This window comes from Cypionkella sp. PAMC25878, assembly GCF_058135695.1.
In genome coordinates, this window is the sequence record NZ_CM176871.1 from 4,425,529 (window position 1) to 4,439,631 (window position 14,103).

General features: G+C 59.0%; 17 protein-coding genes. 14 read left to right on the forward strand and 3 right to left on the reverse strand.

Annotated features, from left to right (window positions below; all coding sequences use genetic code 11):
* Positions 1-37: 37 nt before the first annotated feature.
* The 3 genes from phbB to ACS5RD_RS21940 all read right to left on the reverse strand — a co-directional run bounded on the left by phbB (position 38) and on the right by ACS5RD_RS21940 (position 3,019).
* Positions 38-763: an acetoacetyl-CoA reductase gene (gene phbB, locus ACS5RD_RS21930; RefSeq protein ID WP_489929125.1), complete on the reverse strand. Its 726-nt coding sequence runs from the start codon at positions 761-763 to the stop codon at positions 38-40.
* 108 nt (positions 764-871) lie between these two features.
* On the reverse strand, positions 872-2,047 hold the full coding sequence (locus ACS5RD_RS21935; RefSeq protein WP_054008993.1) for an acetyl-CoA C-acetyltransferase: 1,176 nt from the start codon (positions 2,045-2,047) through the stop codon (positions 872-874).
* A gap of 132 nt (positions 2,048-2,179) precedes the next feature.
* Entirely contained in the window at positions 2,180-3,019 is an 840-nt protein-coding gene (locus tag ACS5RD_RS21940) for an EAL domain-containing protein (protein WP_489929126.1), read from the reverse strand.
* Between the two features lie 134 nt (positions 3,020-3,153).
* On the opposite strand from ACS5RD_RS21940, the gene ACS5RD_RS21945 reads away from it, so the two are divergent.
* The 14 genes from ACS5RD_RS21945 (at position 3,154) to ACS5RD_RS22010 (ending at position 14,056) form a co-directional block, all read left to right on the forward strand.
* A complete protein-coding gene (locus ACS5RD_RS21945; RefSeq protein ID WP_489929127.1) occupies positions 3,154-3,726 on the forward strand; it encodes a DNA-3-methyladenine glycosylase I in 573 nt (190 codons plus the stop codon).
* A gap of 271 nt (positions 3,727-3,997) precedes the next feature.
* The gene (locus tag ACS5RD_RS21950) at positions 3,998-4,861 is read left to right on the forward strand and encodes a branched-chain amino acid aminotransferase (protein WP_489929128.1); all 864 of its coding nucleotides are present in this window, start codon (positions 3,998-4,000) and stop codon (positions 4,859-4,861) included.
* Between the two features lie 58 nt (positions 4,862-4,919).
* Positions 4,920-5,375, forward strand: coding sequence for a universal stress protein (locus ACS5RD_RS21955; RefSeq protein WP_054008997.1), 456 nt, complete (start codon positions 4,920-4,922; stop codon positions 5,373-5,375).
* A gap of 385 nt (positions 5,376-5,760) precedes the next feature.
* Positions 5,761-6,252 carry a hypothetical protein gene (locus ACS5RD_RS21960; protein WP_489929129.1) on the forward strand — a complete coding sequence of 164 codons (492 nt, stop codon included), beginning with the start codon at positions 5,761-5,763 and terminating at the stop codon, positions 6,250-6,252.
* A gap of 294 nt (positions 6,253-6,546) precedes the next feature.
* Entirely contained in the window at positions 6,547-7,017 is a 471-nt protein-coding gene (locus ACS5RD_RS21965; protein WP_489929130.1) for a DUF2867 domain-containing protein, read from the forward strand.
* A 100-nt stretch (positions 7,018-7,117) separates the two neighbouring features.
* Positions 7,118-7,294, forward strand: coding sequence for a hypothetical protein (locus ACS5RD_RS21970; protein ID WP_489929131.1), 177 nt, complete (start codon positions 7,118-7,120; stop codon positions 7,292-7,294).
* Positions 7,295-7,421: 127 nt separating this feature from the next.
* Positions 7,422-8,021 (forward strand): OmpW/AlkL family protein, encoded by a 600-nt coding sequence (locus tag ACS5RD_RS21975; RefSeq protein WP_489929132.1) that lies wholly within the window; start codon positions 7,422-7,424, stop codon positions 8,019-8,021.
* 90 nt (positions 8,022-8,111) lie between these two features.
* Entirely contained in the window at positions 8,112-8,738 is a 627-nt protein-coding gene (locus tag ACS5RD_RS21980) for a hypothetical protein (protein ID WP_489929133.1), read from the forward strand.
* Between the two features lie 82 nt (positions 8,739-8,820).
* Positions 8,821-9,378 (forward strand): NifU family protein, encoded by a 558-nt coding sequence (locus ACS5RD_RS21985; RefSeq protein ID WP_054009002.1) that lies wholly within the window; start codon positions 8,821-8,823, stop codon positions 9,376-9,378.
* Positions 9,368-9,994: a tRNA (adenosine(37)-N6)-threonylcarbamoyltransferase complex dimerization subunit type 1 TsaB gene (tsaB, locus tag ACS5RD_RS21990; protein WP_489929134.1), complete on the forward strand. Its 627-nt coding sequence runs from the start codon at positions 9,368-9,370 to the stop codon at positions 9,992-9,994. The genes ACS5RD_RS21985 and tsaB overlap by 11 nt, the downstream gene beginning before the upstream one ends.
* Positions 9,991-10,416, forward strand: coding sequence for a GNAT family N-acetyltransferase (locus ACS5RD_RS21995; protein ID WP_328287170.1), 426 nt, complete (start codon positions 9,991-9,993; stop codon positions 10,414-10,416). Before tsaB ends, ACS5RD_RS21995 begins: the two co-directional genes overlap by 4 nt.
* 216 nt (positions 10,417-10,632) lie before the next feature.
* Positions 10,633-11,628 (forward strand): BMP family lipoprotein, encoded by a 996-nt coding sequence (locus ACS5RD_RS22000; RefSeq protein ID WP_054009004.1) that lies wholly within the window; start codon positions 10,633-10,635, stop codon positions 11,626-11,628.
* On the forward strand, positions 11,628-13,202 hold the full coding sequence (locus tag ACS5RD_RS22005; RefSeq protein WP_489929135.1) for an ABC transporter ATP-binding protein: 1,575 nt from the start codon (positions 11,628-11,630) through the stop codon (positions 13,200-13,202). Before ACS5RD_RS22000 ends, ACS5RD_RS22005 begins: the two co-directional genes overlap by 1 nt.
* The gene (locus tag ACS5RD_RS22010; protein WP_489929136.1) at positions 13,199-14,056 is read left to right on the forward strand and encodes a type VI secretion system-associated protein TagO; all 858 of its coding nucleotides are present in this window, start codon (positions 13,199-13,201) and stop codon (positions 14,054-14,056) included. Before ACS5RD_RS22005 ends, ACS5RD_RS22010 begins: the two co-directional genes overlap by 4 nt.
* Positions 14,057-14,103 lie beyond the last annotated feature (47 nt).

Genomic DNA, 14,103 nt, shown 5'->3' on the forward strand with positions numbered 1-14,103 from the left:
GGCCTTTCCGGTAGGGTGCGCTTCAGCACACCATTGATTAAACCACGAATTGCCCGCCGTTTGCCGAAATCGTCGAGCCGGTGATGAAACCTGCATCATCCGAGGCCAAAAACACCACGATCCGCGCGATTTCCTCGGGTTCACCCAAGCGGCCCACTGGAATTTGCGGAATGATCCGCTCTTTCAGCACCTTTTCATCAATCGCCTTCACCATATCGGTGCCGATATAGCCGGGGCAGATCGCGTTCACGGTAATGCCCGCGCGTGCGCCTTCCGCCGCCAAGGCCTTGGTAAAGCCGAGATCGCCGGATTTCGCCGCCGAGTAGTTCACCTGCCCCGCCTGCCCCTTTTGCCCGTTGATCGACGAAATGCTGATCACCCGGCCAAACTTACGATCCCGCATCCCGGTCCACAGCGGATGCGTCATGTTGAACAGCCCCGTCAGGTTGGTGTCGATGACTTCTTTCCACTGGCCGGGGGTCATCTTGTGGAACATCGCATCGCGGGTGATGCCCGCGTTGTTGACCAAGACGGAGACCGGACCCAGATCAGCCTCAACCTTCGCAATGCCTGCCACGCACGCATCATAATCGGCGACCGACCATTTATAGGTGGGGATCCCGGTTTCCTTGGTGAAAGTCGCTGCAGCTTCATCATTGCCCGCGTAGTTTGCCGCAACCGTATAGCCCGCCGCCTTCAGTGCTACCGAAATTGCGGCGCCTATGCCGCGAGAGCCACCTGTAACCAATGCTACCTTCGTCATCTGTTCCTCCTCCAAAGCCATGCCGTTGAAATCATGTTACTGATATGAAGAAGTGGACGCAACAATGTTGCGTCCACTTCTGAGATTTTATTTCAATATATCGCAGACTTAGGCACGCTCAATACACATCGCCACGCCCATGCCACCGCCGATGCACAGGGTTGCAAGGCCCTTTTTCGCGCCCGAGCGGCCCATCTCATGGATCAGCGTGTTCAAAATCCGCGCGCCCGAGGCCCCGATCGGGTGGCCAATCGCAATCGCGCCGCCGTTGACGTTGACCTTGCTGGTGTCCCAGCCCATGTCTTTGTTCACAGCACAAGCTTGGGCGGCGAACGCCTCATTCGCCTCAATCAGATCCAGATCGGCGGCCTTCCAACCAGCTTTCTCCAGCGCTTTGCGGCTGGCGAAAATCGGGCCGACGCCCATGATCGACGGGTCCAAACCAGCGGTCGCATAGGACGCAATCCGCGCGAGGGGTTTCAGCCCGCGCTTGTTGGCATCGGCTTCCGACATCAGCAGCACGGCTGCCGCACCATCATTCAGACCCGAGGCATTCGCCGCCGTCACCGAACCGTCCTTGGTGAAAGCCGGGCGCAGTTTTTGCATTGATTCGAGGGTCGCGCCGTGGCGGATATATTCGTCCTGATCGACCACCACATCGCCCTTGCGGGTCTTGATGGTGAAGGCGATGATCTCATCTTTGAACTTGCCAGCTTTCTGCGCGGCTTCGGCCTTGTTCTGCGACGCCAAAGCAAATTCGTCCTGCATTTCGCGGCTGATCTGCCACTGGTTGGCGACGTTTTCCGCAGTCATGCCCATGTGATAGCCGTTGAACGCATCCCACAGCCCGTCACGGATCATGCTGTCGATGAAATTCATATCGCCCATTTTTTGCCCGGCGCGCAGATGCGCCACATGCGGGCTCAGCGACATGCTTTCCTGACCACCGGCGACGATGATATTCGCATCGCCGAGTTGCACATGCATCGCACCCAAAGCCACCGCGCGCAGGCCCGAGCCGCAAACTTGGTTCAGCGACCAAGCCGAGGCTTCCTTCGCCAGACCGGCACGGATATGCGCTTGGCGTGCCGGGTTCTGGCCTTGGCCTGCGGTCAGCACCTGACCCAGAATGGTTTCGGCCACTTCGGCCTTGTCGATACCGGCGCGGGCCACAACGGCCTCAATCACCGCAGCGCCCAGCTCGTGTGCCGGGGTGGCCGCGAAGGCTCCGTTAAAGCTGCCAACGGCGGTGCGTGCCGCCGAAACGATTACCACATTGGTCATAACTTGCGCCCTCTCCCAGAAACTATCCGGCAAAGCCCTGCTTCGCCGACCTGAACAATGCCCTAGGTTGACAGGCGCTGAAAAGCAAGTTTTCTGCATAGCCAGATTGACGCAGGGTCAATCCAGCCGGTTTCAGGCCGTTTTCCGCGCGGCATTGCGATCAAATGCGGGTTTCAGCGTAGCGGCACCGAACAAATAGCCCTGCATACAATCCACCCCCATGCTTTGCAGCATCTGCGCCTCGGCCGTGGTTTCCACCGATTGCGCGACGGTAAACATCTGAAAATGCTTGCCAATCGACAAAAGCGCCGCCGTCAGCACTTGGTTGTCGGCGTCCTGATGGATGTTGCGGATGAACTGGCCATCCAGTTTCAAGATATCAAAGTAGAAATCCTTGAAATAGCGGATCGCCATATTGCCCGAACCGAAATTGTCCAACGCAAAGGCCACGCCAGCGCCTTTCAGATCATCCATGAACGCCACCACCAGTTCGGGCACCTGCATCGCCGAGCTTTCGGTGATTTCGAGAATCAGCCGCTCGCCAATCGTGGGGGCAACCGAAAGCCCCCGCCGCAGCAGCTGCATCCAGCGCGCATAGCCGATGGAGCGCGCCGACATGTTGATCGACAACCGCAGATCTGGCACCCGCGCCAGTGCCGCCAGACCGATTTCCAGCGCGGCGCAGTCGATTTCACGGCCGATTTCATGGCTTTCGACCGCGTCCATAAAGTCTTTCGCCGGAATCACCCGTCCGGTGGGGTCAAGTACCCGGATCAGGCCTTCCTGAAACGCCACGCGGGCCGCGTCGCGGGCCAGCACCACTGGTTGATAGGCCAAGCGCAAACGTTTGCTATCAATGGCTTGCCGCACCATCGACAGCGTTTCACTATCACCTGCCGAGATCGCCACGCCCAAGGGGCTTGCCACGCCCGCCTGTGCATCCAGCCGGAGCTTTGGTTTTGGCATGATCATCGCAATGCTCCCTCACAGCAGACCGTTGGCACAGCGGGCAGCAGGCCCCACCAATGGACAGAATGGCGACACAACGGTAAAAGCCGCCTTAAGTATTCGGATTTTAGGCCAATTTTAATGATTATGAGGGCGAGATGAGTGATGAGACCCAGCGCTGCGGCTGGTGTGGCAGCGATCCCCTATATGTCGCCTACCATGATGACGAATGGGGCCGCCCCGAGCGTGATCCGCGCGCGCTGTTTGAATGTCTGATCCTTGAGGGCTTTCAGGCGGGCCTGTCTTGGATCACCATTCTGCGGCGGCGTGAGACGTTTCGCGCGGCGTTTGCTGGGTTTGATCCTGCGGTGCTGGCGACTTGGGGTGAGGCGGACACCCTGCGTTTGTTGGCTGATCCGGGCATCATCCGGCATCGCGGCAAGATCGAGGCCACCTTTGCGGGTGCGCGCGCATATCTCGCGATTGAGGCGCGCGAGGGGTTTGCGAACTTCATATGGAAGCATGTCGGCGGCCATCCGGTGGATCGGCAACTTGGCAGTCTGACCCAAGCCGTCGCGCAAACGGCGGCTTCGGTGGCGCTGTCAAAAGCCCTGAAGACCGAGGGCTTCAAGTTTGTCGGCCCGACCATCAGCTATGCCTTCATGCAGGCGGTTGGCATGGTGAACGACCATCTGGTGACCTGCCCTTGGCACGGCAAAATGACGGCTTGAGGCCGATACACTGCCGTCACAGAATCGATTCAACCCTCAACCATAGTCAGCCTTGGGGCTATTTTCCCCGTCTGTCCCACCCTTAGGCTGGCATTTTGCAGCCAAGCCCTCGGACCAGTCCCCCGGTCCGAGGGCTTTTTTCATGGCGGAAACGGCGAAAGCCTGCGCATCGGCGCAATAACGCGGGCAGGCTTCCGCTTGGACAGACGCGCGCCCTTCCCGCAGGCTGTGCCACATGATTAAGCTTGCGGCAAAACAGCAGGAGATCAGCATGGCCTTTGGCAAATCCATCCGCACCTTTTGGGACGGGCGCTGGCATGACGGCGATATGGCGGTGATGAAGGCGGCGGATCATGGCATCTGGCAGGGCACCTCGGTGTTCGACGGCGCGCGCTATTTCGACGGCATGTGCCCGGATCTGGATCTACACTGCGCGCGGGTGAACAGGTCAGCCGAGGCCCTGATGATCACGCCGACCTGCGCGCCCGAGGATATGGCGGCGATCATCCGCGAAGGCTTGCAAAGCTTTGGGCCGGGGCAAGCGGTGTATATCCGGCCAATGTATTGGGCGCTGCATGGCTCGGAACTCGGGATCGTGCCGCTGGCGGGGGCGACGGGGTTTGCGATTTCCTTGGAAGAAGTGGCGATGCCGGACCGGGATTTTGCCACCACGCTGACACGAACAAGGTTCCGCCGTCCGGTGTTGGAGGATGCAGTCTGCAATGCCAAGGCGGGGTGTCTTTATCCGAATAACGCGCGGATGTTGGTCGAGGCGCAAACCAAGGGGTTCGGCAATGCTTTGGTCGCGGATGCTTTAGGCAATCTGGCCGAAAGTGCGACGGCGAATGTGTTTTTGGTGAAGGATGGCGTGGTGTTTACGCCTATTCCAAACGGCACGTTTCTGGCCGGGATCACCCGGGCGCGGCATATTTCTAATTTGCGGGCGGATGGGGTGGAGGTACGCGAAAGCGTGCTGACATTTGAGGATGCCCACGGCGCGGATGAGATTTTTCTGTCGGGCAATTTCGCCAAGGTCACGGCGGTGAAGGCGTTTGATGACACTGAATATAAAGACCGCCCGATGACGGCGCGGGCCCGCAAGCTGTATTGGGATTGGGCGGCAACCCAGCGCTAGGCCCCGCTTGCCTTCCCTTTGGCCCGGTTGCATGATCGCGGCGTTAGGGGAGACAAATATGCGGAAGTTTCTTGTCGTGCTGGATGACAGCCGGGAATGTCTGAACGCGATGCGATTTGCGGCGCTGCGGGCGGCGCATACGGGCGGGGGGGTGCAGGTTTTGTCGATCATCCCGCCCGAGGAGTTCCAGCATTGGATGGGGGTCGCTGACCTGATGCGGGCCGAGGCGCGCGAGCGGATCGAGGCGCATTTCGAGGTGTTCGCGCAATGGATGCGCGACAAGCAGGGGGTGAACCCTGAACTGATCATCCGCGAGGGCGATCCGGTGGCCGAGATTCTGGCGCAGGTCAAGGAAGACCCGGCGGTGGGGATTCTGGTGCTGGGGGCGGGGACGGAGAAGTCGGGGCCGGGGCCGCTGGTGACGGCGATGACTCGGTCTTCGGGGAGCTTGCCGATCCCGATCACGATCGTTCCGGGGGATATGAGCAAGGAACGGTTGGAAAGCATTACCTGAGGGTCCCAACTCGGGACCATTGATTTTATTGCGGTATTTTGAACGGTGTGGGGTATGGTTAACGGGATTTAACCTTGTTGGTCGTATCCGCGCCCAAGTTTGACCGTATATTCTGGCTATGTCTTATGCAGCGAGATCGCTTTTCCGAGGGCCAAGCCGTAGCGCTGCCGATGTAATTTGTTGACGATATGGGCTTTGGAACGGTCGTTGCGGCTGGCAAACTGGGTGCGCAGTTGGCTGCCAGGATTACTCACTTCGAGCCAGACTAGGGGCAAGTGCGGAACTAAAACTCTCCCGGAGCGCTTACAACACGGGAAAGGTTGGTATCCCAAATTGGAATACGGGCAATGAATCCGCAGCGTGGCAGTCGAAAAGGCATGGAACAATGACATCGAAAGACAGCCAAGATACGCCGGATCGCGGCAGCGCCCATGACGCGCTTTCGGTATTTTTGGGCGAATGGCGCGCAGAAGGCACTTCGTTTGGCGGCACCGACCAGTCTGGTGCGTATCCCAAAGCCAATGGCGTCCCATGGGTCAGCACACACGTGGCACACTGGCATACCGGCGGTTTCTTTCTGATACAGGATGAAAGGGCGATGATCACCGACGCCGTATTCGACACCCTCAGCATCATGGGTGTGGAGCCGGGCACCGATAGTCATTTCGCCCGAACATTCGAGAACCACGGATTCTATCGTCATTATGGCCTTTCGCAGGATGCCCGAACTTGGCTACTGAAAGGCAAGACCGAGCGTGCGCGCATCGTGTTTGCTGAGGACGGCGCGACGCAGACCATCACATGGGAATGGTTACGGGATGGTAAATGGTTGCCGCTTTGCGACCGTATAGCTCGGCGCGTCACGACGTCCGCGTAGGCAGACGAAGAGACGCAACTTAATGACCGCTGTGGGCTCAAAACGACGTTTCTGGATTACCGCGTGAGGGCAATTTCTACCGTTGGGGCGTCAGTTGCCATCCCGCCAACTCCGAGCGGGTGCACATTGGCCGGGGGATTGATTTGGGTGTGGGCATACCAGATCAGATCACGTCGGCGGCGGTGCCGATTTATTGCTATCAGTAGCGGCGGGCGGCTTGGGGGGTGAGGCCTTGTGTCTCAGGCCGCATGGTACGCAATGAGGCTATGGTGTTTGCAAAGTGAGGTTTCCCCCATGCAGCTTCCCCTCCATGCGCAACTGATCGCTCCTGCGGCGGCGTTGGTTTATCTGGATTGTCAGAGTGTCACCCTGCCCGCGCCGATCACCGCGTTGCAGGCTTGGCGGTTGGTGATGGCGAAGCCTCTGCCGGGGTTGGGCCTTGCGTTTTGGCTGCGGGATGCGATTTCGGCGCGGTTTGGGGTGGCGCGGATTGGTGGGTTTTCCGGGGCTGCGGTGGATGATCCGCAGGTGGGGGACCATCTCGATTTCTTTTTGATTGAGCATATCGACGATCAGGTGTTGTCGCTGACCGCGCGGGATCGGCATTTGGATGTGATGACTTGTGTGACGGTGGAGGGGACGCAGCTGGCGATCACTGCTTCGGTGGTCACGCATAACTGGTTTGGGCGGCTATATATGATTCCCGTCGCCCCTGCGCATCGGTTGATTGTTTGGGCGATGTTGCGGCGGTTGCGGCAAGCGTAACAGCTCTGCGCTGACTGCATTTCGCAGTTGCAGCATTGCGCCCTTTGCAGTCGCAGCATTTTGCCCTATATTCGATGCGGGAGGACAAAAGGAGCACGCTATGAGCCGCAATCCGTCTGTCACCGCTTTTGCATCCAGTTTGGTCACCCAGCCGATCGCCGCTATCCGCGCCGCACAGGAGGCTGATGCTTATTTCAAAGCCACTCCGCTGCCTCGTCCGACAGCCGCACCAAGCCTCAGCCCGCTTGAGGCAATGTATGCGTATTATTCAGATTGAGCCTGCTTATTCTGGATAGGCCTACGCGCGACACCCGGTCGCAGCACGGAGCCCGCCGGGTTTGATTCATGTCAACGTCCGGCTGGGCTTCGGGGCAGAAAGTGATGCCGCACCCTAATTTGCGGAAATGAACATGAAAATCACCCTTCTCGCCGTTCTTGCCACCGCTGCCTTGGCGGCCCCTGCTGCGGCGCAATCTGCGGGCGATATGACGCTTGGCCTTGGTGTCGCGCTTGTCTCGCCGAAAAGCGATAACGGCGCTCTGGCAGGTGCGGCGGCTACCGTGAACGACAGCACCCAGCCCTCGATCACCTTCGAGTATTTCCTGCGCGACAATCTGGGGCTTGAGGTTCTGGGTGCACTGCCCTTCAAGCACTCGATCTACCTGAACGGCGGTTTTGCGGGCGAGACCAAGCAACTGCCGCCGACGATCTCGCTGAACTACCACATCCCGACCGGCAGCAAGTTCACGCCGTTTGTCGGGCTTGGGGTGAATTACACCAAGTTCTTTGAGACCAGCTCGCCCTTGGGGGATCTGAAGATCGACGACAGCTTTGGCGTGGCGGCGCATCTGGGCGCGGATTATGCGCTGAGCGACAAGGCGGCGCTGCGGTTTGATCTGCGCTATGCCAAGATCGAAAGCGACGTGAGCTTGAATGGCACGGGGATCGGCAAGGTCAAGATTGATCCGCTGGTGACGGGGATTTCCTACATCATCAAGTTCTGATTGAGCCGTGGGGTGCAAAACGCCTGATTTGCGCCCCAATTCCAGCAAAGTTCGGTGGCCCTTTGCGACGGTAGTTGTGTCGGGGGTGATATGTCGAAGCTGGTAAGATGGACTGCGGCGGGCCTCGCCGTTTTGGCTCTTTGCTGGTGGGCCTATTATCCGCAGGCGAAAGCGGCCCCCTTGTTGGCATACGGCGGTGGCACGTCCATCCTGAATATCACCCCGCTGCCCGAGGATCTGAGGCCAAGCCAAGAGGCTGTCAGAGTCAGCTATCAATCTTTTCTCAACCAACGCTTTTTTGCCGCCTTCGCGATTGGCTCCGAAGGCCGCTATGGCTGGGTTGGCGGTCGTCACAGTCGCGAAACCGCGCAATTCGGTGCACTTGAGCGCTGTGGGACGGGGTGTGTGATCTTTCTGGAAAACCTACCCAATCACTACCAACCCGATCTGGCTGGACGCAGCGTTGCGCAAAAGGTGGTGGACAAGTTGGATTTGACGCCAGAAGCCGCTGTCCAAGCGCGATATTATGCCTTGGCCGCGAATGGCGCCTGGGCGATAGAAGGACAGCAGGACGAAGGCGGTTTAGCGGCGTGGAGTGTGGTGCAACGCTGTAATAATTTTGCGTATCGCGATCGGCTGATCCCTGTTCTGGTCAACGGTTGTGCTTTGTTTTATGGCTCGATTTCGGTCGCTCCTGAGAAAAGCAGCACGGACTGAACGGGATATCTAGAATCATTCCAATCCTTGACTTTCCCGGATGAAGCGCGCATATCCGAGTGGAATAGTCGGAGAAAAGATCATGTTCATCCAGACCGAATCCACCCCGAACCCGGCGACGCTGAAGTTCCTGCCGGGGCAAGCTGTGCTGGAGATGGGCACCGCTGATTTCCCGAGCCTTGAGGCTGGGCAAAAGTCGCCGCTGGCGAAGCGGATTTTTGCGACCGGGCAAGTCACCGGCGTGTTCTTTGGCACCGATTTCATCACCGTGACCAAAGCCGAAGCCGCCGATTGGCAGCATATCAAGCCCGCGATTTTGGGCGCGATCATGGAGCATTTCCAATCCGGTGCGGCAGTGATGGAAGGCGAAAGCCAAGCGGCACATGCCAGCCATGACGGGCCAGATGGCGATATCGTCAAGCAAATCAAAGAGTTGCTGGACACCCGCGTACGGCCCGCGGTGGCACAGGATGGCGGCGACATCACCTTCCACGGTTTTGATCGCGGCGTGGTCTATCTGCATATGAAGGGCGCTTGCGCGGGCTGCCCGTCTTCGACCCTGACGCTGAAGATGGGGATTGAGAACCTGCTGCGGCATTACATCCCGGAAGTGCTTGAGGTGCGTCCGGTTGCGGCCTGATCTGATTTTGGCATTCGACACATCGGCGGCGCATTGCGCCGCCGCTTTGTTATTGGGCAGCCAAAATGATGGGCGGGTCTGGTTGAAAACCGAGGCGATGGAGAAGGGGCAGGCTGAACGGCTGATGCCTTTGATCTCGGACTTACTGGCTGAGGCTGGGGTGGTTTTGGCCGATGTTACCGCGATTGGCGTTGGCACCGGGCCGGGGAACTTTACCGGCGTGCGGATTGCGGTGGCGGCGGCACGGGGGCTGGCTTTGGGCTTGGGCGTGCCTGCGATTGGGGTGACTCGGTTGGAGGCTTTGGCTTACGCCCTACCGCGCCCGGTGACGGTGGTCGAGGACGCGCGGCGTGGGGAGACCTATGTGCAGCGGTTTGAGGTGGACGGGCCGGGAGTGGCGCGGATTGTCGCGGCGGAGGCTTTGGGCGTGGTTGAAGGGGCTGTCGCGGGGCGCGATGGCTTGCACAGCCTGCCGATTGCCGAGGCGATTGCGCGGATTGCTTTGGGTCGGTTGGGGACAGTGCAGCCCCGGCCCGCCCCGTTCTATCTGCGCGGTGCAGATGCGGCACCGCCCTCTGATCCGCCTCCGGTTATTCTTGATCTGGCAGCATCGTGACGCCAGATCAGATGACCTTTGACGAGATGGCGGCAATCCATGCGGCGTGTTTCACCACGCCAAAGCCTTGGTCGGCGGCAGAGATTGCCCGCACTTTGGACAGTGCCTTCGTGTTTGTGCTGACGGAACCAAGCGGCTTTCTGATTGGCCGGGTGGTGGCGGGAGAGGCCGAATTGATCACGCTTGCGGTAGACCCCAGCGCGCGCAAGCGGGGCACGGGGGGGCGCTTGGTGGATGGGTTTTTGGCCGAGGCCAAGGTGCGCGGGGCCGAATCAGTTTTCCTTGAAGTCGCGGCCAATAACCTGCCCGCGCAGAGCCTTTACGCCCGCAAAGGCTTTGAGCCGAAAGGCAAACGTCGCGGTTATTACCAAACCCCTACGGGTGCGCGGCTGGATGCATTGGTGCTGGCGCGGGCGATTTAGCGACCCGTTGCCGCCAAATTACTGACCAAATGGTATATTTTTAACCATCGTCATGCGGTGGCGCTATCTGCTCACGCAAGCGTGCCACAGATTCCTGTTGACCCTCTCGCAAAGCGCTGTCCTAAATCCACCACGACCCGCCGGGACGATGGCCACACTGGCTGCGCCGAGATGGGAAAACAAAAACGCTAACAACACGTAAACCGGGAGAAAATTATGACCCTGATGAAACACCTGCTGGGTGCAGCAGCGACTTTGGCGCTGACGGGCGGTGCTGCGCTGGCTGAACCTGCGATCATCTTCGATCTGGGCGGCAAGTTTGACAAATCGTTCAACGAGGCAGCGTTCAACGGCGCTGAGAAATGGGCGAAAGAAACCGGCGGCACCTATAAAGAGCTGGAAATGCAGTCGGAAGCCCAGCGCGAGCAGGCTCTGCGGTCTTTGGCCGAAGATGGCGCGAACCCGATTATCATGACCGGCTTTGCCTTTGGTGATGTGCTGAACACCGTGGCCCCGGATTTCCCCGATACCAAGTTTGGCATCATCGACATGGTGGTGGACCAGCCGAACGTGAAATCGGTGGTGTTTACCGAGGATCAGGGTTCGTATCTGGTCGGCATGATGGCCGGTCTGGCGTCGAAAACCAACACCGTCGGCTTCATCGGCGGCATGGATATTCCGCTGATCCGCCGCTTTGGCTGCGGTTATGCGCAGGGCGTCAAGGCGGTGAAGCCGGATGCAACGGTTATTCTGAACATGACCGGGACGACTCCGGCGGCGTGGAATGACCCAGTGAAGGGCGCGGAGCTGGCGAAGGCGCAGATCTCGCAAAAGGCTGACGTGATCTATGCGGCGGCGGGCGGCACCGGAGTTGGGGTTCTGCAAACGGCGGCGGACGAGAAGATCTTGTCGATCGGCGTCGACAGCAACCAGAACTACATGCATCCGGGGCAAGTGCTGACCTCAATGATGAAGCGGGTCGATAACGCGGTCTATGAAGCGTTCAAAGAGGGCGAAAACCTGAAGCCCGGCATCAACGTGATGGACCTGAAAGCAGGCGGCGTTGATTACGCGATGGACGAGAACAACAAGGATCTGGTCACACCAGAGATGAAAGCGGCTGTCGATGCAGCGGCGGAAAAGATCAAATCGGGCGAGTTGGTGGTGCATGATTACATGTCCGACAACACCTGCCCGGCTGGGTCGTTCTGATGGGGGCTACGGCCAATGGGGGGCGGCAGGAAACTGCCGCCCCCTCCCCTTATGCCATTGAGTTGAAAGGCATATCCAAGGCCTTTGGCCCGGTGCAGGCGAACAAGGATATCAACATAGCGGTGCCGCGCGGCACCATTCACGGCATCATTGGTGAGAATGGCGCGGGTAAATCGACGCTGATGTCGATCCTGTATGGGTTTTACCGCGCCGATGCCGGTGAGATTTATATCAACGGCAAGCTGACCCCGATCCCCGACAGCCAGAGCGCCATTCGCGCCGGTATCGGCATGGTGTTCCAGCACTTCAAACTGGTGCAGAATTTTACGGTGCTGGAGAATGTGATCCTTGGGGCCGAGGATGGCCCGATGTTGAACACGTCTCTGGCGAAGGCGCGCAAGGTTCTTGGCGAGTTGTCGCGCGAATATGAGATGGACGTGGACCCGGATGCGCTGATCGAAGACCTGTCGGTTGGGCATCAGCAGCGGGTGGAGATTTTGAAGGCCTTGTATCGGCAGGCCGACATTCTGATCTTGGACGAGCCGACCGGGGTGTTGACCCCGGATGAGGCCGACCATTTGTTCCGGATTTTGAACGGGTTGAAGGAACAGGGCAAGACTATCATCCTGATCACCCACAAGCTGCGCGAGATCATGGAGGCGACGGATAACGTCTCGGTGATGCGGCGTGGGACGATGGTGGGGACGGTGAAGACTGCCGAGAGCAGCCCAGAGTCGCTGGCGGAGTTGATGGTGGGGCGGAAGGTTCTGCTGGAGGTCGAGAAGGTTAAGGCCACGCCGGGGGCGGTGGTGCTGGCTGTCGAAAACCTGCGGGTGAAGGATGATGACGGGGTCGAACGGCTGAAAGGCGTCAGCTTTGAGATCCGCGCGGGTGAGATTTTGGGTATCGCGGGGGTGGCGGGCAATGGCCAGTCGGAACTGCTGGAGGCCTTGGGTGGCATCGCGCGGGCAACCGGGCGGATCACGCTGAAAGGGGTAGATTTGCCGCTGGTGGGGTTGGCCGCCAATGGGCAGACACGGCGCGAGGCGGGGATAGCGCATGTGCCGGAGGATCGCCAGCATCTTGGGCTGATCATGGATTTCTCAGCATGGGAAAACGTGGCGTTTGGCTATCACAACGACCCGAAGTATCAGAAGAACGCGCTGTTCATGGATAATGATGCGTTGCGGGCGGATACCGAGGCGAAGATGGCGCGCTATGATGTGCGCCCGCCGATTGCGACCTTGGCTGCGAAGAATTTCTCGGGCGGCAATCAGCAAAAGATCGTGGTGGCGCGCGAGATGGAGCAGAACCCAGACCTTCTGCTGATCGGTCAACCCACGCGCGGGGTGGATATCGGCGCGATTGAGTTCATCCATAAGCAGATCATCGCATTGCGCGATGCGGGCAAGGCTATTCTGCTGGTCTCGGTGGAACTGGATGAAATCATGAGCCTTTCCGACCGGATCGCCGTGATGTTTGACGGTCATATCATGGGCACGGCGGACCCAGAGACCACGAATGAGCGGGCGTTGGGGTTGTTGATGGCGGGCGTCGCTGGAGACCCGAAATGAGACTGCGTTTGAGCCTTGTGGTTTTGGCCCTGTCAGCCGCCGCTCCGGTCAGTGCGGAGGTCATCTTATCCTGTACCTTCCCCACGATTCCTTCTGTTGTGATGCGTTTTCCCGAGGGCTTGGAGAGCGGAAAACAGATGATCGTCGGGGAACGTCCTGCAGTGCCGCTGACCGAGGGTCAAGGGGCGGGCCGTCTCATCTCGGCGGAGGTCGACGGATATAAATTCAGGTTTGCGCCACAGAATTCGGTGATGGATGTTGAGAAAGATGACGCCCTTCTGATTTCCGAGGCGGGAGTCTGCGTGACCATCGGCGGCCCAGTGAATGAAGCATCGTTGAAGATCGAGAAGCCCCCCACATCTGAGGCAGCAATAGCCTCCTCCGAACCCGTACAAGCCGCGGAAGATCGCGGCAACTGGCGTGTCAGCGAAGATAAATCCGCCTTTGATGATAGCCGGACGGTCGTGCTTTCGCTGAGTTCTGATCAGCCGATAGCGGGCCGCTTTGCTGCTGCCAGCCCTGCCGAGATTTATCTGCGCTGCCAAGAGAACAGCACATCACTTTATCTGGTGCTGAACGATCAATTTTTGTCGGATATTCAAGGCTTTGGATCGGTTGACTACCGGATCGACGAGCAAAAGGCGTCTGTCGCACGCATGACGGCTTCAACCGACAATCAAGCGCTTGGCCTTTGGGATGGGGGGAAGTCCATCCCGCTGATCAAGAAACTGATGATGGGCAAATCTGTGGTGTTTCGTGCGACACCCTTCAACGAAAGCCCGATAGAGTTTTCTTTCACGCTTGCAGGGCTGGAAAACGCAATAAGACCATTGAAAGAGGCCTGTGTATGGTAAGCGGCACACGGGTAGCAGTAAGGGTCGGGATTGATTGCAGCAGGGAT